General features: G+C 76.1%; 25 protein-coding genes. 21 read left to right on the top strand and 4 right to left on the bottom strand.

Annotated elements, in window-relative coordinates:
• Window positions 1-74: 74 nt before the first annotated feature.
• The 10 genes from ACI79I_RS14365 (at window position 75) to ACI79I_RS14320 (ending at window position 9,666) form a co-directional block, all read left to right on the top strand.
• On the top strand, window positions 75-1,625 hold the full coding sequence (locus ACI79I_RS14365) for a uroporphyrinogen-III synthase (RefSeq protein WP_456992987.1): 1,551 nt from the start codon (window positions 75-77) through the stop codon (window positions 1,623-1,625).
• Window positions 1,622-2,611 (top strand): porphobilinogen synthase, encoded by a 990-nt coding sequence (gene hemB, locus ACI79I_RS14360; RefSeq protein WP_456992986.1) that lies wholly within the window; start codon window positions 1,622-1,624, stop codon window positions 2,609-2,611. Before ACI79I_RS14365 ends, hemB begins: the two co-directional genes overlap by 4 nt.
• The gene (locus tag ACI79I_RS14355; protein ID WP_456992985.1) at window positions 2,608-3,087 is read left to right on the top strand and encodes a hypothetical protein; all 480 of its coding nucleotides are present in this window, start codon (window positions 2,608-2,610) and stop codon (window positions 3,085-3,087) included. Before hemB ends, ACI79I_RS14355 begins: the two co-directional genes overlap by 4 nt.
• A complete protein-coding gene (hemL, locus tag ACI79I_RS14350) occupies window positions 3,084-4,457 on the top strand; it encodes a glutamate-1-semialdehyde 2,1-aminomutase (RefSeq protein WP_456992984.1) in 1,374 nt (457 codons plus the stop codon). Before ACI79I_RS14355 ends, hemL begins: the two co-directional genes overlap by 4 nt.
• Entirely contained in the window at window positions 4,457-5,119 is a 663-nt protein-coding gene (locus ACI79I_RS14345) for a histidine phosphatase family protein (protein ID WP_456992983.1), read from the top strand. The genes hemL and ACI79I_RS14345 overlap by 1 nt, the downstream gene beginning before the upstream one ends.
• Before the next feature lie 56 nt (window positions 5,120-5,175).
• Complete coding sequence (locus ACI79I_RS14340) at window positions 5,176-5,751, top strand: TlpA family protein disulfide reductase (RefSeq protein ID WP_456992982.1); 576 nt, start codon at window positions 5,176-5,178, stop codon at window positions 5,749-5,751.
• The gene (locus ACI79I_RS14335; protein ID WP_456992981.1) at window positions 5,751-6,575 is read left to right on the top strand and encodes a cytochrome c biogenesis CcdA family protein; all 825 of its coding nucleotides are present in this window, start codon (window positions 5,751-5,753) and stop codon (window positions 6,573-6,575) included. The genes ACI79I_RS14340 and ACI79I_RS14335 overlap by 1 nt, the downstream gene beginning before the upstream one ends.
• A gap of 70 nt (window positions 6,576-6,645) precedes the next feature.
• On the top strand, window positions 6,646-8,322 hold the full coding sequence (gene resB / locus ACI79I_RS14330; protein ID WP_456992980.1) for a cytochrome c biogenesis protein ResB: 1,677 nt from the start codon (window positions 6,646-6,648) through the stop codon (window positions 8,320-8,322).
• Window positions 8,312-9,268, top strand: coding sequence for a c-type cytochrome biogenesis protein CcsB (ccsB, locus tag ACI79I_RS14325; RefSeq protein ID WP_456992979.1), 957 nt, complete (start codon window positions 8,312-8,314; stop codon window positions 9,266-9,268). Before resB ends, ccsB begins: the two co-directional genes overlap by 11 nt.
• A gap of 116 nt (window positions 9,269-9,384) precedes the next feature.
• The gene (locus ACI79I_RS14320; protein ID WP_456992978.1) at window positions 9,385-9,666 is read left to right on the top strand and encodes a hypothetical protein; all 282 of its coding nucleotides are present in this window, start codon (window positions 9,385-9,387) and stop codon (window positions 9,664-9,666) included.
• A 31-nt stretch (window positions 9,667-9,697) separates the two neighbouring features.
• On the opposite strand, the gene ACI79I_RS14315 is transcribed toward ACI79I_RS14320, so the two are convergent.
• Window positions 9,698-9,955, bottom strand: coding sequence for a hypothetical protein (locus ACI79I_RS14315; RefSeq protein WP_456992977.1), 258 nt, complete (start codon window positions 9,953-9,955; stop codon window positions 9,698-9,700).
• A gap of 63 nt (window positions 9,956-10,018) precedes the next feature.
• Between ACI79I_RS14315 and ACI79I_RS14310 the strand changes: the two genes are divergently transcribed.
• A complete protein-coding gene (locus tag ACI79I_RS14310) occupies window positions 10,019-10,381 on the top strand; it encodes an Lrp/AsnC family transcriptional regulator (RefSeq protein ID WP_456992999.1) in 363 nt (120 codons plus the stop codon).
• Between the two features lie 66 nt (window positions 10,382-10,447).
• Window positions 10,448-10,765, top strand: a complete 318-nt coding sequence (locus ACI79I_RS14305; RefSeq protein WP_456992976.1) for a DUF4229 domain-containing protein — start codon at window positions 10,448-10,450, stop codon at window positions 10,763-10,765.
• 25 nt (window positions 10,766-10,790) lie between these two features.
• On the opposite strand, the gene ACI79I_RS14300 is transcribed toward ACI79I_RS14305, so the two are convergent.
• Both ACI79I_RS14300 and menE read right to left on the bottom strand, forming a co-directional pair.
• Window positions 10,791-11,663 carry a 1,4-dihydroxy-2-naphthoate polyprenyltransferase gene (locus ACI79I_RS14300; RefSeq protein ID WP_456992975.1) on the bottom strand — a complete coding sequence of 291 codons (873 nt, stop codon included), beginning with the start codon at window positions 11,661-11,663 and terminating at the stop codon, window positions 10,791-10,793.
• Window positions 11,664-11,665: 2 nt separating this feature from the next.
• Window positions 11,666-12,793: an o-succinylbenzoate--CoA ligase gene (menE, locus tag ACI79I_RS14295; RefSeq protein WP_456992974.1), complete on the bottom strand. Its 1,128-nt coding sequence runs from the start codon at window positions 12,791-12,793 to the stop codon at window positions 11,666-11,668.
• 92 nt (window positions 12,794-12,885) lie between these two features.
• On the opposite strand from menE, the gene ACI79I_RS14290 reads away from it, so the two are divergent.
• Both ACI79I_RS14290 and menD read left to right on the top strand, forming a co-directional pair.
• The gene (locus ACI79I_RS14290; RefSeq protein WP_456992973.1) at window positions 12,886-13,833 is read left to right on the top strand and encodes an o-succinylbenzoate synthase; all 948 of its coding nucleotides are present in this window, start codon (window positions 12,886-12,888) and stop codon (window positions 13,831-13,833) included.
• Entirely contained in the window at window positions 13,830-15,524 is a 1,695-nt protein-coding gene (gene menD / locus ACI79I_RS14285; protein ID WP_456992972.1) for a 2-succinyl-5-enolpyruvyl-6-hydroxy-3-cyclohexene-1-carboxylic-acid synthase, read from the top strand. Before ACI79I_RS14290 ends, menD begins: the two co-directional genes overlap by 4 nt.
• A 178-nt stretch (window positions 15,525-15,702) precedes the next feature.
• Here the strand turns inward: menD and ACI79I_RS14280 are convergent, their stop codons facing one another.
• Window positions 15,703-16,977 (bottom strand): isochorismate synthase, encoded by a 1,275-nt coding sequence (locus tag ACI79I_RS14280; RefSeq protein ID WP_456992971.1) that lies wholly within the window; start codon window positions 16,975-16,977, stop codon window positions 15,703-15,705.
• Window positions 16,978-17,012: 35 nt separating this feature from the next.
• On the opposite strand from ACI79I_RS14280, the gene ACI79I_RS14275 reads away from it, so the two are divergent.
• The 7 genes from ACI79I_RS14275 (at window position 17,013) to nuoE (ending at window position 23,580) form a co-directional block, all read left to right on the top strand.
• The gene (locus tag ACI79I_RS14275; RefSeq protein ID WP_456992970.1) at window positions 17,013-17,738 is read left to right on the top strand and encodes a demethylmenaquinone methyltransferase; all 726 of its coding nucleotides are present in this window, start codon (window positions 17,013-17,015) and stop codon (window positions 17,736-17,738) included.
• Between the two features lie 203 nt (window positions 17,739-17,941).
• Entirely contained in the window at window positions 17,942-19,201 is a 1,260-nt protein-coding gene (locus ACI79I_RS14270; protein ID WP_456992969.1) for a geranylgeranyl reductase family protein, read from the top strand.
• 91 nt (window positions 19,202-19,292) lie between these two features.
• On the top strand, window positions 19,293-19,655 hold the full coding sequence (locus tag ACI79I_RS14265; RefSeq protein ID WP_456943717.1) for an NADH-quinone oxidoreductase subunit A: 363 nt from the start codon (window positions 19,293-19,295) through the stop codon (window positions 19,653-19,655).
• Between the two features lie 14 nt (window positions 19,656-19,669).
• A complete protein-coding gene (locus ACI79I_RS14260) occupies window positions 19,670-20,434 on the top strand; it encodes a NuoB/complex I 20 kDa subunit family protein (protein WP_456992968.1) in 765 nt (254 codons plus the stop codon).
• Window positions 20,431-21,168, top strand: a complete 738-nt coding sequence (locus ACI79I_RS14255; RefSeq protein ID WP_456992967.1) for an NADH-quinone oxidoreductase subunit C — start codon at window positions 20,431-20,433, stop codon at window positions 21,166-21,168. Before ACI79I_RS14260 ends, ACI79I_RS14255 begins: the two co-directional genes overlap by 4 nt.
• Entirely contained in the window at window positions 21,165-22,487 is a 1,323-nt protein-coding gene (locus ACI79I_RS14250) for an NADH-quinone oxidoreductase subunit D (RefSeq protein ID WP_456992966.1), read from the top strand. The genes ACI79I_RS14255 and ACI79I_RS14250 overlap by 4 nt, the downstream gene beginning before the upstream one ends.
• 79 nt (window positions 22,488-22,566) lie before the next feature.
• Complete coding sequence (gene nuoE / locus ACI79I_RS14245; protein ID WP_456992965.1) at window positions 22,567-23,580, top strand: NADH-quinone oxidoreductase subunit NuoE; 1,014 nt, start codon at window positions 22,567-22,569, stop codon at window positions 23,578-23,580.

The following is a 23,580-nucleotide window of genomic DNA, read 5'->3' as shown; positions in this document are numbered from 1 at the left end:
GCCGGGCAGAACGCCCCGGCCTCCCCCCGAACCCCCGCACACCAGCCCTTCCGGGCTCAGAACAGGAGCACGCGATGACGCGCTTCCGCAAGCAGAACGGCGGGACGGCCGGCACGGTCGTCTTCGTCGGCGCCGGCCCGGGCGACCCCGGGATGCTGACCGCCCGGGCGACCGCGGCGCTCGCCGAGGCCGACACGGTCCTCGTCGACGCCGACGTCCCCGCCGCGCTCACCGACGCCGTCCGCGAGGAGCGTCCCGAGCTGGAGCTGACCACCGTCACCGGTGAGCCGGCCGAGGTCGCCAAGACGGCGGTCGCGGCGGCCAAGGGCGGTGGCACCGTCGTCCGCCTGGTCGCCGGTGACCCGTTCACCTCCGACGCCGCGGTCAAGGAGGTGCTCGCCGTCGGCCGCTCGTCGGTGGGCTTCGACGTCGTCCCCGGCGTCGCCCCCGCCACCGCCGTCCCCGCCTTCGCCGGGGTCGCCCTCGGCGGCACCGCGGTCACCGCCGACCTGCGCGGCGGCGAGGCCGACCTCGCCGCGCTCGCGGCCGCGGCCAAGCGCCTCGACGCCCCGCTGGTCCTGCAGGGCAACGCCGAGGACCTCCCCGACGCGGCGGCGCGGCTGGTCGAGGGCGGCCTCTCCGGCAGCACGCCGGTCGTGGTGACCACCGGCGGCTCGGGCACCGGCCAGAAGAGCGTCGTCGCCAAGCTCACCGCCGTGGCGGAGAAGACCGCCGGGCTCGACGCCGTCACCGGGCCGGTCGTGGCGACCGTCGGGTCGGCCGTGGACAAGCGCGGCAAGCTGTCGTGGTGGGAGAGCCGGCCGCTGTTCGGCTGGCGGGTGCTCGTCCCGCGCACCAAGGACCAGGCCGGCGACATGAGCGACCGGCTGCGCGCCTACGGGGCGGTGCCGGTGGAGGTGCCGACCATCGCCGTCGAGCCGCCACGCAGCCCGGCGCAGATGGACCGCGCCATCAAGGGCCTGGTCACCGGCCGCTACGGCTGGATCGTGTTCACGTCGGTGAACGCGGTGAAGGCCGTCCGCGAGAAGTTCGTCGAGCTCGGCCTCGACGCCCGGGCGTTCGCCGGTGTCAAGGTCGCCTGCGTCGGTGAGCAGACCGCCGAGGCGGTGCGGGCCTTCGGCATCGCGCCGGAGCTGGTGCCGGCGGGCGAGCAGTCCAGCCAGGGTCTGCTGGCCGACTTCCCCGAGTACGACGACGTCCTGGACCCGATCGACCGGGTGCTGCTGCCGCGCGCCGACATCGCCACCGAGACCCTCGCCGCGGGCCTGAAGGAGCGCGGCTGGGAGATCGACGACGTCACCGCCTACCGGACCGTCCGGGCCGCCCCGCCGCCCGCCCCGGTCCGCGAGGCGATCAAGGGCGGCGGCTTCGACGCGGTGTGCTTCACCTCGTCGAGCACCGTGCGCAACCTGGTCGGCATCGCCGGCAAGCCGCACGCGAAGACCGTCGTCGCGGTGATCGGCCCGCAGACGGCCGCGACCGCGCAGGAGTTCGGCCTGCGGGTCGACGTCCAGCCGGAGACCGCCGCCGTCGCCCCGCTGGTGGACGCCCTGGCCGCGTTCGCCGCGGCCCGCCGCGCCGAGGAGGAGGGCGACGCCAAGTGAGCGGCGGAGCGACCCCCGGGTTCGCGCGCGGGCGCCGACTGCGGTCCACGCCCGCGCTGCGGCGGCTCACCGCGCAGACCCGGCTGGCGCCGGCGGACTTCGTGCTGCCGGTGTTCGTCAAGCAGGACATCGCCGAGCCGGTGCCGATCTCCTCGATGCCCGGCGTCGTCCAGCACACGCTGGACTCGCTGCGCAAGGCCGCGCACGAGGCGGCCGAGGCCGGCATCTCCGGGCTGATGCTCTTCGGCATCCCCGCCGACAAGGACCCGGTCGGCTCGCAGGCCGACGCCGCTGACGGGATCGTCAACGTCGCGCTGCAGCAGCTGCGCGCCGACCTCGGCGACGAGCTGGTGCTCATGGCCGACCTGTGCCTGTGCGAGTACACCGACCACGGGCACTGCGGCGTCGTGACCCCGGCCGGCGTGGTCGACAACGACCCCACGCTGGACCGCTACGCGGCGGTGGCGATCGCCCAGGCCCAGGCCGGGGCCCACCTGGTGGCGCCCAGCGGGATGATGGACGGCCAGGTCGCGGCGATCCGCGCGGGGCTCGACAGCGCCGGGTTCACCGAGACGCCGATCCTCGCGTACGCCGCCAAGTACGCCTCGGGCTTCTACGGCCCGTTCCGGGAGGCCGCCGAGGGGGCGCCGCAGTTCGGCGACCGCTCGACCTACCAGATGGACCCGCCCAACGCCGACGAGGCGCTGCGCGAGGTCGCGCAGGACCTCGCCGAGGGCGCGGACGCGGTCATGGTCAAGCCCGCGCTGCCCTACCTGGACATCGTCGCCCGGGTCGCCGACGCCGTCGACGTCCCGGTCAGCGCCTACCAGGTCAGCGGCGAGTACGCGATGCTCGAGGCGGCCGCGGCCAACGGCTGGGTGGACCGGCAGCGGGCGATCCTCGAGACGCTCACCGCCATCCGCCGGGCCGGCGCCGGCACCGTGCTGACCTACTGGGCGGTGGAGGCGGCCCGCTGGGTGCGGTGACCTCGTACGTCGAGCCCGGGGGCTCCTGGCGGCCGTTCTGGCTGGCCGCCGGGGCCCTCGGGCTCCTCGCCGTCCTGGACCTGGCACTGCCGGGGCCGGGCGTGCCCTGGGCGCTCGCCGGTGTCGTCCTGGGCGCCGTCGCCGGTCACGTGCTCATGACCCGCCGCGCCGGGACGGTGCGGGTGGACGACGAGGCGCTCTCCGTCGGCCGCGAACACGTCCGGCTCGCCGACGTCGACGCCGCCCACCTGCGCGCGGTGAGCGAGGGGACGGCGGGGGTGGACGCCGGTGCTCCCGTCCTCGGCGGCACGGGATCGCTGCCGCGGGGCCGGGCCGGGCTGCCGCTGCGGCTCGCCGACGGGCGCACCGTGCTGGTCCCCACCCGCGACCCGGCCGCGCTCAGCACCGTCCTGCTCGCCGCTGTGACCGACGCCCCCGACAGGCACCCGGACAGGAGAGGGACACTGGGCTCGTGACCTCGCTGGACAGCCCCCCGTACGCCTACGAGGCCCCCACGTCGGCCGACCTGTTCGCCCGCGGGCAACGGGTCACCCCGGGCGGGGTGAACAGCCCGGTCCGCGCGTTCCGCGCGGTCGGCGGCACCCCGCGCTTCATGGCGTCGGGCCAGGGCGCCTACCTCACCGACGCCGACGGACGCCGGTACGTGGACCTGGTCGCCTCGTGGGGACCGCTGATCCTCGGCCACGCCCACCCCGCCGTCGTCGAGGCGGTCACCGCCGCCGCCCGCCGCGGGCTGACCTTCGGCGCCCCGACCGAGGGCGAGCTGGAGCTGGCCGAGGAGATCATCGCCCGCATGCCGCCGGTGCAGCGGGTGCGGCTGGTCAACTCCGGCACCGAGGCGGTGCTGTCGGCGGTGCGGCTGGCCCGCGGCGTCACCGGCCGGCCGCTGCTGGTCAAGTTCGCCGGCTGCTACCACGGCCACGTGGACTCCCTGCTGGCCTCGGCCGGCTCGGGCGTGGCCACCCTGGGCCTGCCCGACACGCCGGGCGTCACCACGGGCGCGGCCGCCGACACCGTCGTCCTGCCCTACAACGACGTCGCCGCCGTCGAGGCCGTCTTCGCCGAGCGGGGCTCGGAGATCGCCGCGGTCATCAGCGAGGCCGCGGTGGGCAACATGGGCGTCGTCCCGCCGCTGGACGGGTTCAACGCCGAGCTGCGGCGGATCACCGCCCGGCACGGGGCGCTGCTCATCCTCGACGAGGTCATGACCGGCTTCCGCGTCTCGCGCTCGGGCTGGTACGGCCTCGACCCGGTCGACGCCGACCTGTTCACCTTCGGCAAGGTCATGGGCGGCGGGCTGCCCGCCGCCGCGTTCGGCGGCCGCGCCGACCTCATGGACCACCTGGCGCCGGCCGGGCCGGTGTACCAGGCCGGCACGCTGTCGGGGAACCCGGTCGCGGTCGCCGCGGGGCTCACCACGCTGCGGCACTGCACCGACGAGGTCTACGCCCGCTGCGACGAGGTCGCCGCGACCCTGCGCGGCGCGGCCAGCGCGGCGCTGTTCGCCGCCGGCGTCCGCCACCGGGTGCAGCAGGCCGGGTCGATGTTCTCGGTCTTCTTCGTCCCCGACGAGCGGCAGGTGCGCGACTACGACGACGCGCGCTCCCAGGACGCCGCCCGCTACACCGCCTTCTTCCACGCGATGCTCGCCCGCGGGGTCTACCTGCCGCCGTCGGCGTTCGAGGCGTGGTTCGTGAGCGCGGCCCTGGACGACGAGGCGGTGAACCGGGTGCTCGACGCGCTCCCGGCCGCTGCCCGCGCCGCCGCGGCGGCCGAGCCCGCCACCGCGCCGCCCGCCGAGGACCCTGCCGAGATGAGCACCTGATGGCTCCGGCACGGGGGCAGACCACCGTCGTCCACCTGCTGCGCCACGGCGAGGTCTACAACCCCGACAGGGTCCTGTACGGCCGGCTGCCCGGGTACCGGCTGTCGGACACCGGCGAGGCGATGGCACTGGCCGCCGCGGAGTGGTTCGAGACCGGCGCCGGTTCCCACCCACCCGTCACCCACCTGGTGTCCAGCCCGCTCGAGCGGGCGCAGCAGACCGCCGCGCCGATCGCCAAGGTGCTGGACCTGCCGGTGACCATCGACGAGCGGCTCGTCGAGGCGGGCAACGCCTTCGAGGGGCTGCGGGTCGGCGTCGGTGACGGCGCGCTGCGTCAGCCGCAGCACTGGTGGAAGCTGCGCAACCCGTTCCGGCCCTCCTGGGGCGAGCCCTACGTGGAGATCGCCGCTCGGATGCTGGCCGCCGTCGAGGCCGCCCGCGACGCCGCCCGTGGCGGGGCCGCGGTCTGTGTGAGCCACCAGCTGCCCATCTGGACCCTGCGGCTGCACCTCGAGGGGCGCCGCTACGCGCACGACCCGCGCCGCCGGCAGTGCGGCCTGGCCAGCGTCACCTCGCTCACCTACGACGGCGACCGGTTCGTGGGGATCTCCTACGCCGAGCCGGCCGGCGCCACCGACCCCGACGCGGTCCCCGGCGCATGAGGTCCACCCCACGACGACGCCCCGCCGGCGCTCTCCGTCGCCGCGGAGGCCCCGGTGTGAGGGACCTGCTCGGGGTGCTGGCCGGGGCGGTGCTCCTCGCCGGGTGCTCCACCGGGGCGAACGCGGTCGACGTCAACAACGGCGGCGAGTTCCGCTTCGTCGCGGGCACCCCGGCCGGGGAGGTCATCCCCGAGGGGGAGCGGGCCGCCGCGCCCGACTTCTCCGGGACCCTGCTCGGCGGGGGCGAGTTCTCCTCGAGCGAGCTGTCCGGGGACCTCGCCGTCCTCAACTTCTGGGGCTCCTGGTGCCCGCCCTGCCGGGTGGAGACCCCGGAGTTCCAGGAGGTCTACGCCGACGTCCGCGACCGGGGCGTGGCGTTCCTCGGGCTGAACGTCAAGGAGACCAGCGAGCAGTTCGCGCAGGCCTTCGTCGACAGCGAGGGCATCGAGTTCCCCTCCCTGTACGACCCCCGCGGCGAGGTCGCGCTGGCCTTCCGGGACTACCCCGCCAACGCGATCCCCTCCACGATCGTGCTCGACCGGGACGGCCGGGTGGCGGCCGTCTACACCGGCGAGGTCGCGCAGGAGGACCTGCGCGCCGTGCTCGACCGGCTGCTGGCGGAGGAGGGCTGATGGGGGAGACCTTCAGCGGCCTGGTGACCGACGGCCCGCTGCTCGTCGCCGCCGGGGTGGCCGCCCTGGTCGGGCTGGTCAGCTTCGCCTCGCCGTGCGTCCTCCCGCTGGTGCCCGGTTACCTCTCCTACGTCACCGGCCTGGCCGGCGCGGGCGCGCGTCCCCGCGCCGCGGCCCCGTCCCCTGTGGGCGGCGGGACGGCGACCGCGGTGCGCACCGAGGTCGACGAGCGGTCGCCCCGCGGCCGGATGGTGCTCGGCGCGCTGCTGTTCGTCCTCGGCTTCACCGTCGTCTTCGTCGCGTTCGGCGCCGCGTTCGGCGGGCTGGGCCGGCTGCTGCTGCAGCACGCCGACGTCCTCACCCGCGTGTTCGGCGTCGTCACGATCGTCATGGGGCTGGCCTTCCTCGGCTGGCTGCCGTTCCTGCAGCGCACCGCCCGGCTCTCGGCCCGCCCGGTCGCCGGGCTGGCCGGGGCGCCGCTGCTGGGCGTCGTCTTCGGGCTGGGCTGGACGCCCTGCCTGGGGCCCACGCTCGCCGCGGTCAACTCGCTGGCCTACGTCGAGGCGACCGCCGGGCGCGGTGCCCTCCTCGGCGTCGCCTACTGCCTGGGCCTGGGGGTGCCCTTCGTCCTGGTCGCCCTCGGCGCCCGGTGGGCCCTGGGCGCGACGTCCTTCCTGCGCCGGCACGCCCGCAGCGTCACCCGCGTCGGCGGCGCGCTGCTGCTCGTCGTCGGCGTCCTGCTGGTCACCGGCGCGTGGACCGAGATGATGGGCTGGCTGCGGTCCTGGCTGGCCGCCACCGGCCTCGCGGAGACCTCGCTGTGAGCGCCGCGAGGTCATCCACGAGCACACCGACGCCGCGCACGACGTCGACGAGCGCCAGTGAGGAGGCGGCGTGACCGTCGAGGCCCCGACGCGGCCGCCCGCGGCGCCCCAGCCGCCGGCCCGCCCCTCGCCCGGCCGGCGCGCGCTGAACCTGGCGCTGCGCTGGTGGCGCCGGCTCACCGCCATGCGGACGGCGATCATCCTGCTGTTCCTGCTGGCGCTGGCCGCCATCCCCGGGTCGCTGCTGCCGCAGCGGTCGCTGAACCAGAACAACGTGCGGCAGTACTTCGCCGACCACCCGACGCTCGCGCCCTGGCTGGACCGGCTGTACCTGTTCGACGTCTTCAGCTCGCCGTGGTTCGCCGCGGTCTACCTGCTGCTGTTCGTCTCGCTCATCGGCTGCGTCGTCCCGCGGCTGGTCGAGCACGTCCGCGCGCTGCGCGCGGCCCCGCCGCCGGCTCCCCGTCGGCTGATGCGGCTGCCCGACTCCGCCGAGCTGGCCACCCCGCTGGCCGGCCCCGCCGCCCTCGACGTCGTCGAGGAGGAGCTGCGGGTGCTCCGCTTCCGGGTCGTGCGACGGGACGGTGCGGTGTCGACCCCGCCGGGTCCTGCGGCAGGCGGGCCCGAGCTGTCCGCGGAGAAGGGCTCCTGGAAGGAGTCCGGGAACATCCTGTTCCACCTCTCCCTCGTCGCCCTGCTGCTGGGCCTGGCCGGCGGCAAGCTCTGGGGGTACGAGGGCAGCATCCTCGTCACCGAGGGCCAGGGGTTCTGCAACTCCTTCCAGCAGTACGACACCTACTCCGCCGGCCCGCTGGTGGAGGGGGCCGACCTCACGCCGCTGTGCGTCGACCTCGACGACTTCCGCGCCGAGTACGAGGAGGACCTCACCGCGTCCTCCTACACCGCGGACGTCTCCTACGGCGCACCCGGCGAGGAGGGCCGGACGACGACGATCGGCGTCAACGACCCGCTGCGGATCGACGGCGACCGTGTCTACGTCACCGGCCACGGCTACAGCCCCCGGTTCACCGTCACGCTCCCCGACGGCCGGGTCTTCGAGGGCGTGTCGGCGCCCTTCCTCCCCACCGACCAGTCGACGCTGGCCAGCGAGGGCGCGCTCAAGCTGCCCGACCTCGGCGCGGGCGTGGAGGACCAGCTGGCCATCCAGGGCTTCTTCGCCCCGACCGGCGTGCTCCAGGGCGGCATCCTGACCTCGGTCGACCCGCGACCGCTGGACCCGCAGGTCGCGATCCTGGCCTTCCAGGGCTACCTGGGCCTGGACTCGGGCCTGCCGCAGTCGGTGTACTCGCTGGACCAGAGCCAGATCGACCGCGGCCGGCTGACCGAGGTGGGCCGGGCCAACCTCGCGGTGGGGGAGACCCTGACCCTGCCCGACGGCACGGCGATCACCTTCGACGGCGTCGCTCAGTTCGCCGCCCTGCAGTTCTCCCACGACCCCGGCCAGGTGTGGGTGCTCGGCGCCGCCGTCAGCCTGCTGGTCGGGCTGCTGGCCCTGCTGCTGCTGCGCCGCGAGCGCTTCTTCGCCCGGGTCGGACCGGCCCCCGACGGCGGCGGTACCGTGCTGACGGTCGGCTCGCTGACCAGGGGCGGCGGCGAGAGCGCCACCCGGTTCGCCGAGCTGACCGGCCGCCTGCGGGCGGCGCTCGACGAGCGTGCCCCCACGACTCCCGCCCCGTCGTCCGGCGGGGTCCGCACCGGAACCGGAGGCTCCCCGAGTGCCCGTTGACCAGTCGCTGGCCGAGCTGTCGGACTCACTCTTCTCGATCACCGTCGCCCTCTACTCGGTGGCCGTCGTCGCCTTCTCCGCGCAGCTGGCCTTCGGTCGCCGGCCGACCCGCGAGCTGGTCGCCGCCGGCGTCGGGGCGAGCGGTCCCGGGGTGGACGGCGACGCACCGGCGCCCTCCGCTCCGCAGCGCAGCGCCCGCTGGGGGCTGGCCGGCGTCGGCCTCACCGCGGTGGGCGCGGTCGTGCACACCGGCGTCCTGGTCACCCGCGGGATGGCCGCCGGGCGGCTGCCCTGGGGCAACATGTACGAGTTCGCCACCGCCGTGGTCCTCATCGGGGTGGTGGCCTTCCTGGTGCTGGCCGTGCGCGTGCCCGGTGTCCGCAGCATGGGCGCCTTCGTGCTCGCCCCCGTGGTGCTCTCGCTCGTCGCGATCGGGCTGTTCCTCTACGCCGAGGCCGGTCCGCTGGTCGCCGCGCTCCGGTCGAGCTGGCTGGCGGTGCACGTCAGCACCGCGATCATCGGCTTCGGCGTGTTCTTCGTCAGCGGCATCGCCAGCGTCCTCTACCTGCTGCGCGTCCGGCACGACGCCCGCGGGGGGCACGGTGGGGCGTCGGTGCTCGACCGGCTGCCCTCGGCGGCGACGCTGGACCGGGTCGCCCACCGCACCGTCGTCTTCGGCTTCCCGATCTGGACCTTCGCGATCATCGCCGGCGCCATCTGGGCCGAGAGCGCCTGGGGCCGGTTCTGGGGCTGGGACCCCAAGGAGACCTGGGCGTTCATCGCGTGGGTCGTCTACGCCGGCTACCTGCACGCCCGGACGACGGCCGGCTGGCGGGGCCGCCCGGCGGCGTGGGTCGACGTCGTGGGCCTGGTCGTGATGGTCTTCAACCTGCTCTACGTGAACATGGTCTCCACCGGGCTGCACAGCTACGCCGGGGTGAGCTGAGCCTCCCGGCACCCCTCCGTCGGGATGACACGCCCGGGATCCCGGCGCCCGGCGACGTGACGCGGGGCGGCGCGCGTGCTTCCATGCGCGCATGACGCGAAACGGGGCGGTCCGCCGTGGGTAGGCACGCGGCCGCCGACGGCGCCGCTGTCCACCCCGTCGTCGCCGCGGCGCTGGCCCGGCGGGCGGAGGGGGTGCCCTCCGGGCGGCACGGGGACATGCGCGCCGAGGGCACGCACAGCAACGTCGGCTGGCCCACGCGGACCGACGAGGGCCCGTCCACCGGGGGCAGCACCGGGTGGCCGGGCGGCATGACCGAGCCGGCGCCGCAGCAGCCACCCGCCGCACCGGCGCGGCCGCGCGGCTGGCGCCGCTTCTTCGGCTCCCGAGCCGCCTGAGGAAGGACCCCGGACTCGTGCCGGGGGTCGGTCAGGCGGGGGAGCCGTCGTCCCGCCGGGCGCGGCGCTCCAGTTCCCGCAGGAAGTCCGGGTCGTCGTCCGGGGCCAGCGGCCGCACGTCCCGCTGCGGCCGGGGACGAGGCCGGCGCGGCGCGCGGACGCCGCCGCTCCCGCCGGGACCCTGCGCGGCCGCGCGCATCACCAGGACGACCACGGCGATCGCCACCACCAGCACCACCACGAAGGCCGTGGCGTCTGCTCCCCCCTCGCCCGTCGAGCCCGAGTGCACCCCACAGTACGTGCGCGGCGATACTCGACCGCGGCAGGCAGCCGCGGGTGAGGGGAGAGGGCCATCGACGCCGTCGACCGGCAGCTGATCGACCTGCTGCGCGCCAACGGGCGGGCGAGCTACGCCGAGCTGGCCCGGCAGGTGGGGTTGTCCTCCCCGGCGGTGCACGAGCGGGTCGGCAAGCTGGAGGCCGCGGGCGTCGTCCTCGGCTACGAGGCGATCGTCGACCCGGCCGCGCTGGGGCTCGACGTCACCGCGCTGGTGAGCGTCATCGAGAGCGACTCGGTCGACGACACCGGCATCGAGGAGGCGCTGCGCGCCATGCCCGAGGTCGAGGACTGCTGGCGGGTCGCCGGCAGCGAGGGCTACGTCCTCAAGGTGCGGGTGACCGACATCCCGGCACTGGAGGCACCATCAGCGCGTTGAACAGGATCAGAGGCGTCGCCCGGACACGGACGACGGTCGTGCTGAGCACCAAGTGGGAGGGCCGACATGGCCGAGAGCGCTGAACCGACGGTGCCGCAGGCGCCGACCGGGGGGCCGGCGGCGCGGCCGCGGATCGCCCCCTGGCTGGTCATCTACACCGTGGGCCGGCTCGCCATCGCGGCCGCGCTGGTGCTGCTGCTGTGGTGGCTGGGCCTGCCCGGCTTCCCGGGCCTGCTGTTCGGGCTGCTGCTGTCGATGCCCGTCTCGTACCTGCTGCTGCGCCCGTCCCGGGAGCGGCTGACCGAGGGGTTGGCCGCGCGCAGCGTCGCCCGCAAGCAGGCCAAGCAGGACATCGCCGCCCGCCTCACCGGGGACGGCGCCTGAGGGAGGACCTCCGGGAGGCGGGGCCTCAACCGCTCAGGGCCAGCCCCGCGCCCAGCAGGACGCCGGTGACGAGGGTGAGCAGGCCCGTGCCCTGCAGGGCGCCGATGAGCACCGGCCCGCGCCCGCCGGAGAGCACCGTGCGGACCGGCGGCACGGCCAGCGGGGCGGCGAGCAGGGTCAGCAGCACCCACGGCCGGACGACGCCGATGGCGACGGCCACCGCGAAGGCGACGACCACCAGCGCGGTGAACAGCACGCGGGTGCCCCGGTCGCCGACCAGCACCGCCAGGGTGCGCTTGCCGACGGCGGCGTCCCCGTCGATGTCGCGGAGGTTGTTCACCACGAGCAGGGCCACGATGAGCAGCCCGATCGGTACGGAGGCGGCCACCGCGAGCCCCTCGACCGTGCGGGTCTGCGCGAACGTCGTCCCCACGACGGCGACCAGGCCGAAGAAGACGAAGACGAACACCTCGCCCAGCGCCCGGTAGCCGTAGGGCAGCGGGCCCCCGGTGTAGGTCCAGGCCGCGACGATGCAGACCGCGCCGACCGCGACCAGCCACCAGCTCGACAGTGCCGCCAGCGCCAGCCCGGCGACCCCGGCGACGGCGAAGGACAGCACCGCCGCGAGGAGCACCTGGCGGGGCGTCGCCGCACCCGAGCCGACCAGCCGCATCGGACCGACCCGTGCGGCGTCCGTGCCGCGTGTGCCGTCGGAGTAGTCGTTGGCGTAGTTGACCGCGACCTGGAGGGCCAGCGCGACGACCATCGCCAGCAGCGCCGGGCCGAGGCGGGAGCCGTCGAGCGCGGCGGCCGCGCCGGTGCCGACGAGCACGGGCGCCACGGCGGCGGGCAGCGTGCGGGGGCGGGCGCCGGCCAGCCACTGCGCGGGGGTGGCCATGGTCAGTGCCTCTCGTCGATGACCGCCGCGACGCCGCGGCGGTCGGGCTTGCCGGTGTGCAGGGTCGGGACGGCGGCGATCCGGTGCAGCTCCCGCGGCGCGGCGGGCGGCCCCAGCCGCTCGGCCACCCACGGCCGCAGCCCGGCCAGGTCGGGCTCGGCGCCGGGGGCCGGGACGACGGCGGCGACCACCCGCTGCCCCCACTCGTCGTCCGGCCGGCCGAAGACGACGGCGTCGGCCACGTCCGGGTGCTCCCGCAGGACCCCCTCCACCGCCTGCGGCGCCACGTTGACCCCGCCGGTGACCACCACGTCGTCCAGCCGGCCGTGCACCGTGAGCCGCCCGGCGGTGAGCGACCCGGCGTCCCGGGTGCGGAACCAGCCGTCGGCGAACGCGGCCGTGGTGCCCTCGGGGTCGAGGCGGTAGCCGAGCGCGAGCACCGGCCCGGCCAGCTCGATCCCCCCGTCGGTCACACGCACCCGCACGCCCTCCAGCGGCTCCCCGTCGTACACGCAGCCACCGGCCGTCTCGGTCATGCCGTAGGTGGTCACGACGGCGACGCCCTCCTCCCGCGCCCGCGCCAGCAGGGCCGGGTCGGTGGCCGCCCCGCCGACCAGCACCGCGTCGAACGCCCGCAGCGCCCCGGCGTCGGCGTCGAGGTACCGGCGCAGCTGGGTGGGCACGAGCGCGGTGTACCGCCGTCCGCCGGGCATCCGGGCGAGGGCGTCGGCGAGCCGCTCGCCCCTGGCCGGCACGGTGGGCCGGGTGCCCGCGAGGACCGACCGGCAGAGCACCTGCAGCCCCGCGATCGCCGACACCGGCAGCGCCAGCAGCCAGCTGCCCGGGCCGCCGAGCCGCGCCAGCGTGGCCTCCCCGGAGGCGCGCACCGCCGCCGCCGGCAGCAGCACCCCGCGGCCGCCGCCGGTCGAGCCGGAGGTGACGACGACGAGGTCCGCGCCGGGCTCGAGCGGCGCACCCGGACGCAGCACCGCGCGGGCCGCCGCTGCGGCCGCCGGGGGGCCCGCGGGGAGCACGGCCAGGGGCGCCGCCCCGTCGAGGGCGGCGCGCAGCGGGGGGAGGAGGTCGAGCGGGTCGGCCGGCGCGGGGAGGAGGGTGAGCTGCCGGGGCACGAGGAACCAGGCTACTGCGCGGCGCCCGGCAGCAACCCGGCGCGAGCGTGCGCGTGGTGGGCGGCCCGGCGGCCTTCTCTACGCTGGTCTGCGTGACGGACGCGGCCGGGGACCAGCTCGAGCCGCACGTCTGGTCGGTGCCGATGCGCACCCGGTTCCGTGGCATCGACGTCCGCGACGGCGTGCTCGTGCGTGGTCGCGCCGGGTGGGGCGAGTTCTCCCCGTTCTGGGACTACGACGTCGCGGAGAGCCGCCGCTGGTGGGCCGCGGCCGTGGAGGCGGCGGACGAGGGCTGGCCGGCGCCGGTGCGGGCGTCGGTCCCCGTGAACGTGACCGTGCCGGCCGTGGACGCCGACCGGGCGCACGGCATCGTGACGGCGTCGGGCTGCCGCACCGCCAAGGTGAAGGTCGCCGAGCCCGGGCAGGCGCCGGCCGACGACCTGGCGCGGCTGGAGGCGGTCCGGGACGCGCTGGGGCCCGACGGCGCGATCCGGGTCGACGCCAACGCCGCCTGGGACGTCGACACCGCGGTGACCCGCATCCGGCAGCTGGACCGCGTCGGCCTCGAGTACGTCGAGCAGCCGTGCGCCACGCTCGCCGAGCTGGCCGCGCTGCGCCGCCGGGTCGACGTCCGGGTCGCCGCCGACGAGGTGGTGCGGCGCGCGGGCGACCCGCTGCGGGTGGACCTGCGGGAGGCCTGCGACGTCGTCGTCCTCAAGGTGCAGCCGCTGGGCGGCGTGCGCGCCGCGCTGCGCGTGGCCGAGGCCCACGGCCTGCCCTGCGTCGTGTCCTCGGCGCTGGAGTCGTCGGTCGGCATCGCCGCCGGGGTCGCGCTGGCCGCCGCGCTGCCGGAGCTGCCCTTCGCCTGCGGCCTGGCGACCGTCGCGCTGTTCACCGGCGACGTCACCGGCGACCCGCTGCTCCCGGTCGACGGCGTCCTGCCGGTCCGGCCGGTGACGCCCGACCGGCTGGCCGAGGTCGCCGCCGGGCCCGAGGTCGAGGCCCGCTGGCGCGCCCGGCTCGCCGCGGTGGCCGCGTGAACCCCTCCACCGCGCTGGCGCGGGTGCTCGTCGACGAGCTGGTCCGCGGCGGCGTCACCGACGCGGTGCTCGCCCCCGGCTCACGGTCGGCCCCGGTCGCGCTGGCCCTGTTCGAGGCCGAGCGCGCGGGGCGGCTGACCCTGCACGTGCGCATCGACGAGCGGACGGCGGCCTTCCTCGCCCTCGGGCTGGCCAGGGCCTCGGGGCGCCCGGTGCCGGTGCTGACCACCTCCGGGACGGCGACCGCGCACCTGCACGCCGCCGTCCTCGAGGCCGATGCCTCCGGCGTGCCGCTGCTGGCGCTCACCGCCGACCGCCCGCCGGAGCTGCGCGACACCGGGGCCAACCAGACGATCGCCCAGCCGGGCCTCTACGGGCGCGCGGTCCGCGCCGCGGTGGACGTCGGCGTGCCCGAGGCCGGTCGGGAGGCCGCCCAGAACCGCTACTGGCGCTCGCTGGTGGCCAAGGCCCTGCTGACCGCCCGCGGAGCGCTCTCGGCCGACCCCGGCCCGGTGCACCTCAACCTGCCGTTCCGGGAGCCGCTGCTGCCCGACGACCGCGCCCCGGCCGAGCTCGCCGAGCCGTGGGCCGGCCGCCCCGACGGGGCGCCCTGGACCGACGGCGCCGTGCCGCGCGTCCCCCCGCCGGGCGACGCCGGCCCGGCCCGGACCCTCGTGGTCGTCGGGGACGCGCCCGAGGCGCTCGGCCGGGCCGCGGCCGAGCTGGCCGGCGAGCGGAACTGGCCGGTCGTCGCGGAGCCCTCCAGCGGCGCGTGGTCGGCGGCGGTGCGCGGTGGCGCGCTGCTGCTCGGCGCGGCCGACTGGCTGGCCGCCCACCGTCCGGAGCGGGTCCTGGTCGTGGGCCGGCCCACCCTGTCCCGGCCCGTGTCGGCGCTGCTGGCCGACCCCGCGGTGCGCGTGGAGACGGTGGCGGCCGCGCCGCGCTGGGCCGACGCGGGCCGCTCGACGGCGGCCGTGGGAGCGCTCCCGGCCGGCGGCGCGGCGGCCGACCCGGCCTGGCGGGCCGGCTGGTGCGCCGCCTCCGGCCGGGTGGGGACGGCGGTCGACGGGGTGCTGGACGCCGTCCCGGGGCTGTCGGCCGGCCGGCTGGCCCGCGACCTGGTGGCCGCCCTGCCCGGCGGCGCCCTGCTGGTCCTCGGCTCCTCCACCCCGGTCCGGGACGTCGACCGCCTGGCCGTGCCCCGGGACGGCGTCCGCGTGCTGGCCAACCGCGGCGTCGCCGGGATCGACGGCACGGTGTCGACCGCCGTCGGTGCGGCGCTCGCCCACCAGCGGGCCCGCGGCGGCCCGGCGGTCGCGCTGCTCGGTGACCTGACCTTCCTGCATGACCTCCAGGGCCTGCTCCCGGGGGACGGCGAGGTGCTGCCCGACCTCACCCTCGTGGTGCCCGACAACGACGGGGGCGGGATCTTCGCCCAGCTCGAGCCCGGGCAGTCGCGGTACGAGGCCGGCTACCGGCGGGTGTTCGGCACGCCGCACGGCCGGGACCTGGTCGCGGTCGCCGAGGCGCTGGGCTGGCCGGCGACCGCGGTGGACGGTCCGGCGCAGCTGGCCGCCGTCCTCGCGACCGGGGGTCCGCGGGTGGTCGTCGTCCGCACCGACCAGCGGGTGGAGGCCCAGCTGGCGGCCGCGCTGCGGACCGCCGCGGCCGAGGCCCTGGTGGGCGCCTGACCACCGGGGTGGAGGCCGTGCCGGCCGCCGGTTGAGACGGTGATCGTCGGGGCAGGGGCAGCCCACGGTGCCTGGGGCGGCCGGCAGTCCCGCGCACCCAGGCTCGGCAGTCCAGAACCAGGGCTGCCGAGCCGCCTGGGCATCCGGCACCCTCCCGCACCGGGGTGCGGCTGCGACCTCAGGCCTCCAGGGCCGCCTGGAACGCGGCGAACTTGGCCTGGGTCTCGGCCAGCTCGGCCGCCGGGTCGGAGCCGGCGACGATCCCGCAGCCGGCGAACAGCCGCGCGGTCGCCGGGTCGTCGTCGCACAGCTGGGCGCAGCGCAGGGCCAGCCCGAACTCGCCGTCCCCGCGGGCGTCGAGCCAGCCGACCGGGCCGGCGTAGCGGCCGCGGTCCATGCCCTCGAGCTCGCCGATCACCCCGGCGGCGGCCTCCGTGGGCGTGCCACAGACGGCGGCGGTCGGGTGCACCGCACCGACCAGCTCCAGCAGGCCGGCGCTCCCGCGGGCGCCGCCGCGGCGCTGGACGCCGGTGACGTCGGTGGCCAGGTGCCGCACGTTGGCCAGCGTCAGCAGGGCCGGCTCGTCCGGCGCGCTGAGGGTCGAGCAGTACGGCTCCAGGGCGCGCACCAGCGACTCCACGGCCAGCGCGTGCTCGGCGCGGTCCTTGGCCGAGCCGAGGAGGGCGGCGGCCAGCCGCTCGTCCTCCGCGCCCGCCCCGCGCGGCGCCGTCCCGGCCAGCACCCGCGAGGACAGCTCGCGGCCGGTGCGGCGCAGCAGCAGCTCGGGGGTGGCGCCCAGCAGCCCGTCGACGGCGAAGGTCCAGCAGTCGGGGAAGCGTGCGGCCAGCCGGGCCAGCAGCGAGCGGGGGTCCAGCGGCGCGTCGGCGGTCACCAGCAGGTCGCGGGCGAGCACCACCTTGGCCAGCTCGCCCGCGGTGATCCGCTCCACCGCCGCCTCCACGGTCGCGCACCACGACGCGGAGTCCATCGCCCCGTCGGCGTACCGCAGCCGGCCCAGGGGGGCGGGTTCGACGGCGGCGGTCGAGGCCAGCACGTCGAGCGGGTCCGCGTCGCCGGTGGTGGTCACCCACGCGATGCCGTCCCGCCGCCCGACGACGACCTCGGGGACGACGAACACCGACGTCCCGGCGGCCGGGTCGAAGGCGATGCTGGCGAACACGACCGGCCCCGTGCCCGGGACGCCGAGCCGGTCGTCGACGTCGAGGCCGGCGCTGTGCCCGGCCCACCAGTCGGCCGCCTCCGCCAGCGCGGAGGCACCGGACACCTCCAGCCGCGCGGCCTCGCCCCAGCCGACCAGGCCCTCGCCGCGGCGCACCCAGGAGAGGGCGCCGGCGCGCGGCAGGACGTCCAGCAGGGCGGGGACGTCGGGCAGCGGGGTGGTGGTGACGACGGGGGTGAGCGCCTCCGGGGAGGTCAGGGCCGCCGCTGTCACGGACCCAGCGTAGGCAGCCCGGTAGCGTCCCCGCCGTGGGGAACCGGCGAGAGGGCGCACACACCGCCGGCGTGCGAGCGGGTCTGGACAAGCAGCCGGCCGACGTCGCGGCCATGTTCGACCGGGTCGCGCGGCGCTACGACCTCACGAACACGGTGCTCTCGGGAGGCCGGGACGCCGCCTGGCGCCGGGCCACACGGGAGGCCCTGGGCGCCCGCCCCGGCCAGACGGTGCTCGACGTCGCCGCGGGCACCGCGGTCTCCACGGTGGAGCTGGCGAGTGGCGGCGTGCGGGCGATCGCGTGCGACTTCTCCCAGGGCATGCTGCGCGCCGGGGCCGACCGGCCGGTGCCCAAGGTGGCCGGCGACGCCATGGCGCTGCCCCTGGCCGACGAGAGCGTGGACGGCGTCGTCATCTCCTTCGGCCTGCGCAACGTGGCCGACCCCGACGCCGCGCTCCGGGAGTTCGCGCGGGTGACCCGGCCCGGCGGCACGCTGGTGGTCTGCGAGTTCTCCAGCCCCACCTGGGCGCCCTTCCGCACGCTGTACACCGAGTACCTCATGCGCGCCCTGCCGCGGATCGCCCGCGCGGTCAGCAGCAACCCCGACGCCTACGTCTACCTGGCCGAGTCGATCCGGGCCTGGCCCGACCAGCCCGCGCTGGCCGCCCGGGTGCAGGCGGCCGGCTGGTCCGACGTCGCCTGGCGGGACCTCACCGGCGGCGTGGTGGCCCTGCACCGGGGCCGCAAGCCCCGGCCCTGACCCCGACGTGCGCAGGTCGGCCCCGTCCAGGGGCTCGCCGCGAGCTCGCGAGCGGTGAGGAGGACGGGTCCTTGATGGAACCGTGACGTGCGGTTCCCGGAAGGGCACTTGTCACCAAGGTCACACCCCGGCATAAGGTAGGGACCGAGGGACTTTGTGAACCTTTTCACAAGGTCGCGCGGACGCGAGGCGAGGGGGCCGAGGTGGACGACGACCAGCGGCGGGCGGACGTGCTCGTCGTCGGCGCCGGCCCCGCGGGCTCCTCGGCGGCCTGGCACCTCGCGCGGGCCGGTCTCGACGTCGTCGTCCTGGAGAAGTCCCGTTTCCCGCGGGAGAAGGTCTGCGGTGACGGGCTCACGCCCCGCGGGGTGAAGGCCCTGGCCGACATGGGCGTCGACACCACCGGCTGGGTGCGGCACAAGGGGCTGCGGGTCACCGGGGGCGGTCAGGTCGTCGAGGTGGACTGGCCGCGACTGGCGCACTGGCCCGCGTACAGCCTGGTCCGCAACCGCCGCGACCTCGACGCCGGCCTGGCCGCGCACGCGGAGGCGGCCGGCGCCCGGGTCGTGCAGGACGTCACCGTCACCGGCCCGCTGCTCGACGACGCCGGACGCGTGGCCGGCGTGCACGCCGAGGAGGGCCCGGACCGGAGCCCGGCCGACTGGCGCGCGGCGCTGGTCGTCTCGGCCGAGGGCCTGTCGGGCCGGCTGGGCAAGGCGCTGGGCCTGGTCCGCCGCGAGGACCGGCCGCTGGGCGTCGCCGTCCGCCGGTACGTCCGCTCGCCGCGGACCGACGACGACTACCTGGACATCTCCTTCGACCTGACCGCCGACGGGCCGAGCGCGGACTCCATGCCCGGCTACGGCTGGGCGTTCGGCATGGGGGACGGCACGAGCAACGTCGGCTTCGGCCTGCTCGACCGCCGCCGGGGGACCGGCGCCGAACCCCGCGCGGTGCTGCGCGAGTGGCTGGCGACGCTCCCGCCGGAGTGGCAGTTCGGCGAGGAGCACGCGGTCACCCCGCTGCGCGGCGCGGGTCTGCCCATGGCGCTGCACCGCCGACCGGCCTACACCCGCGGTCTGCTGCTGGCCGGCGACGCCGCCGGCACGGTCAACCCGTTCAACGGCGAGGGCATCAGCTACGCGCTCGAGACGGGGCGGATGGCCGCGGAGGCGGCGGTCGAGGCCCTCGCCCGGCCCGAGGGCCCGGCGCGGGAGGCGGCGCTGCAGGCCCACCCCGCCCGGCTGCGCGAGGCCTACGGCCGCCACCACCGCCTCGGCACGGCCTTCCTCGCGCTGCTCGACCGCCCCGGACTGGTGCGGTTCGCCACCGCCCACGGCCTCAAGCGGCCGGCCATGGTCAACGCCGCCCTGCGGCTGATGGGCAACCTCTCCGACGGCCGGGACGGCGACCGGTTCGACCGCGTCGTCCACGTCCTCACCCGACTGGCGCCGGCGGTCTGACCATGCCTGCCGCGATGCGCCGAGCCGACCTCGTCCCGACGGGCCCGCGGACCCCCGCGCCCGGAAGCCCCCTCGCCGGAGGGTCCCGCTGATGCTCTCGACCTACGTCCCCATCGTGGGGCTGTTCGCGCTGGCCGCGGCGTTCGCACTGTTCTCGGTGACGGTCGCGCCCTTCGTCGGCCCGCGCCGCTACAACCGGGCCAAGCTCGCCGCCTACGAGTGCGGCATCGAGCCGGTCGACCAGCCGCTGACCGGCGGTCGCTTCCCGGTCAAGTACTACCTGACGGCGATGCTCTTCATCGTCTTCGACATCGAGATCGTCTTCCTCTACCCGTGGGCGGTCGCCAACGACGCGCTCGGCGTCTTCGGGCTGGTCGAGATGGTCGTGTTCATCGCCACCGTGTTCCTCGCGTACGCCTACGTGTGGCGTCGCGGCGGACTCGAGTGGGACTGACCAGGGGAGTTGCCATGGGACTCGAGGAGAAGCTGCCGAGCGGTGTCCTGCTGACCACGGTGGAGAAGCTGGTCAACTGGACCCGCAAGTCCTCGCTGTGGCCGGCCACCTTCGGCCTGGCCTGCTGCGCGATCGAGATGATGGCCACCGGCGCGGGCCGCTACGACCTCGCCCGGTTCGGCATGGAGGTCTTCCGGGCCTCGCCGCGCCAGGCCGACCTGATGATCGTGGCCGGCCGGGTGAGCCAGAAGATGGCGCCGGTCCTGCGGCAGATCTACGACCAGATGCCCGAGCCCCGCTGGGTGCTGGCCATGGGCGTCTGCGCCAGCTCCGGGGGGATGTTCAACAACTACGCGATCGTGCAGGGCGTCGACCACATCGTCCCGGTCGACATGTACCTGCCCGGGTGCCCGCCGCGGCCGGAGATGCTCACCGACGCGATCCTCAAGCTGCACCACAAGATCATGAACGAGCCCCTCGGGCCGAAGCGGGCCCGCGAGCTGGAGCAGGCGCGCGCCGAGGGCCGGGCGAAGGACCTCCACGTCGAGATGCCCTCGACGGTGCGGGTGGACAGGGCCGCGCGGCAGGCCTACGAGCTGGCCGCCGCCGAGCGGCGCACCGGCCAGTTCGCGATCGAGCAGCGCGGGGGCAAGGCCGTCCTGCTGCCGGAGCCCTACGTGCGGAGCGGGACCGCGACGGCGACGGCCGAGCGAGCATCGCAGGGAGCGCCAGCGACCGAGGAGCGGAACGAGGCCGGAGCCGAGCAGGTGACACGGTGACCGGGCCGGGCGACCGCGCGCGGGACGACGCGGCGCAGGGTGCGACCGCCTCGAGCGGTGGCTTCCGCAAGGGCGCGTTCGGCGTCTCCGGCAGCGGGGACACCTCGGGCTTCGGCGGGCTGGTCCGCGTCGAGCCCGGTGGGGCGGTCGCGCTGCACTCCACCGAGCGGCCCTACGGCGGGTACTTCGACGAGGTCACCGACGCGCTCATCGAGGCCGTCGGGCAGGCGACCTACGACGCGGCGGTGCAGCGGGTGCTGGTCGACCGCGGGGAGATCACCTACTTCGTCGCCCGGGAGCACCTGCTGACGCTCGTGCAGGCCCTCCGGGACGACGAGGCCCTGCGCTTCGAGCTGTGCAGCAGCGTGTCCGGGGTCGACTACCTCGACAGCGGCGGTCCGGCCGCCACCCCGGGGCGGCCCCGCCTGCACGTCGTCTACCACCTGACGTCCATGACCTACCGCCGGCGCATCCGGCTGGAGGTCGCGGTCACCGCTGAGGACCCGCACGTCCCGTCGGTCGTGGGGACCTACCCGACGGCGGACTGGCACGAGCGGGAGACCTGGGACATGTTCGGCGTCGTCTTCGACGGCCACCCGGCGCTGACCCGGATCCTCATGCCCGACGACTGGGACGGCCACCCCCAGCGCAAGGACTACCCGCTCGGCGGGGTCCCGGTCGAGTACCACGACGCGACCATCCCCCCGCCCGACACGCGCCGGAGCTACCGATGAGCACCACGTACGACCCCTACGCCGGCTCGCGCGAGACCACCGAGGGCCGCGTCTACACCGTCACCGGCGGCGACTGGGACCAGACCCTCGGCACCGAGGCGTACGGCGAGGAGCGGCTCGTCGTCAACATGGGCCCGCAGCACCCGTCGACGCACGGCGTCCTCCGGCTGGTCCTCGACCTCGAGGGCGAGACGGTGACCAAGGCGCGGGTGGTCATCGGCTACCTGCACACCGGCATCGAGAAGAACACCGAGTACCGCAACTGGGTCCAGGGCACGACCTTCGTGACGCGGATGGACTACCTGTCCCCGCTGTTCAACGAGGCCGGCTACTCCATGGCGGTCGAGAAGCTGCTCGGCGTCCAGGTGCCGCAGCGGGCGCAGACGATCCGCGTGCTGGTGATGGAGCTCAACCGGATCGCCTCGCACCTGGTCGCGCTGGCCACCTTCGGCATGGAGATGGGCGCCCTCACCGGGATGACCAACGGCTTCCGGGAGCGCGAGCTGGTCCTGGACCTGCTCGAGGAGATCACCGGCCTGCGGATGAACCACGCCTACGTCCGCCCCGGCGGCCTCGCGCAGGACCTGCCGCCGGGCGCGGTGGAGCACATCCGCGAGTTCCTCGACGTCATGCCCGCCCGGGTCGCGGACTTCCACAAGCTGCTCACCGGCCAGCCGATCTGGCAGCGCCGGCTCAAGGACGCCGGTTACCTCGACGTCACCGGGTGCCTGGCGCTCGGTGTCACCGGGCCGGTGCTGCGGGCCGCCGGCCTGCCGTGGGACCTGCGCAAGGTCGAGCCCTACCTGGGCTACGAGACCTACGACTTCGAGGTGCCGACCGCGGACACCTGCGACGCGTGGGGCCGCTACCTGGTCCGCATGGCCGAGGTGAACGAGTCGCTGAAGATCATCGAGCAGGCGCTGGACCGGCTGGAGCCCGGTCCGGTCATGGTCGAGGACAAGAAGATCGCCTGGCCCGCGCAGCTCTCCCTCGGCCCCGACGGCATGGGCAACTCCCTCGAGCACGTCCAGCACATCATGGGCCAGTCGATGGAGGCCCTGATCCACCACTTCAAGCTGGTCACCGAGGGGTTCCGGGTGCCGGCCGGGCAGGTGTACGTGCCGATCGAGTCCCCGCGCGGCGAGCTCGGCTACCACGTGGTCAGCGACGGCGGGACCAGACCGTGGCGCGTGCACGTGCGCGACCCCAGCTTCGTCAACCTGCAGGCGACGGCGGCGATGAGCGAGGGCGGCATGATCGCCGACGTCATCGCGGCGATCGCCTCCCTCGACCCGGTCATGGGAGGAGTCGACAGGTGAGTGAGCATCGCAGGGAGCGCCAGCGACCGAGGAGCGGAGCGGACCTGGAGCCCTCCTCGTGGGGTCGGGGTGTGGATCGATGAGCGCGCTCCCGGGCAGCGCCGAGGGGACGGCGGTGACGGGGCTGGACTCCAGCCCCGTCGAGCCCGCACCCGTCGACCTGCCGCCGTTGACCGAGCAGACCCGGCTGGAGGCGCGGGAGATCATCGCCCGCTACCCGCAGGCACGCTCGGCGCTGCTGCCGATGCTTCACCTGGTGCAGAGCTACCAGGGCTACGTCTCGCCCGAGGGCGTGGCGCTGTGCGCGGAGGAGCTCGGGCTGACCAAGGCCGAGGTCGGCGCGGTCGCGACCTTCTACACGATGTACAAGCGCCGGCCCACCGGCCGGCACCTGGTCAGCGTCTGCACCAACACGCTCTGCGCCGTCCTCGGCGGCCAGCGGATCTTCGACGCGCTCGCGGCCGACCTCGACGTGCACCACGACGAGACGGCCGCGGACGGCTCGGTCACCCTCGAGCACGCCGAGTGCCTCGCCGCCTGCGACTACGCCCCGGTGGTCACCGTCGACTACGAGTTCTACGACCAGCAGGACGTCGAGAGCGCCCGGGAACTCGTCGCGGCCCTGCGCCGCGGGGAGAAGCCGCACCCCACCCGGGGCGCACCGCTCACCGACTTCCGGGGCGTCTCCCGGCAGCTGGCCGGCTTCGACCAGTTCGGCAGCGAGGCCGCCCGGCGGGCCGCGATCGACGCCGAGGGCGCCATCGGCCCGACGCTGGCCGGTCTGCGCCTGGCCGCCGAACGCGGCGAGTCGGCCCCGCCGATGCCCGGCCCCGAGCAGCCGCCGGCCGATGCCGGCGAGCCGGCCGAGACCGTGCGGCCCTCCGGGCGCACGGGGGAGACCCCGGAGGAGGAGGCGGCCGACGCCCGCGTCGCCGCCGCCGACACCCCGGCCGAGCGGGCCGGCGCCGCCCAGGCCCACCCGGACAAGGGCGCGGAGTACGGCCAGCCGCGGGGCCGGCAGCGCGCCGGCACGGAGAACCCGCCGGCCGCCGAGCCGGCCACCGGGACGACCCCCACTGACGGGAAGGCGTGA

It is taken from the genome of Geodermatophilus sp. SYSU D01105 (assembly GCF_054050095.1).
The sequence above is the reverse complement of the archived record's forward strand: the minus strand, read 5'-3'. Positions and strand labels throughout refer to the sequence as shown.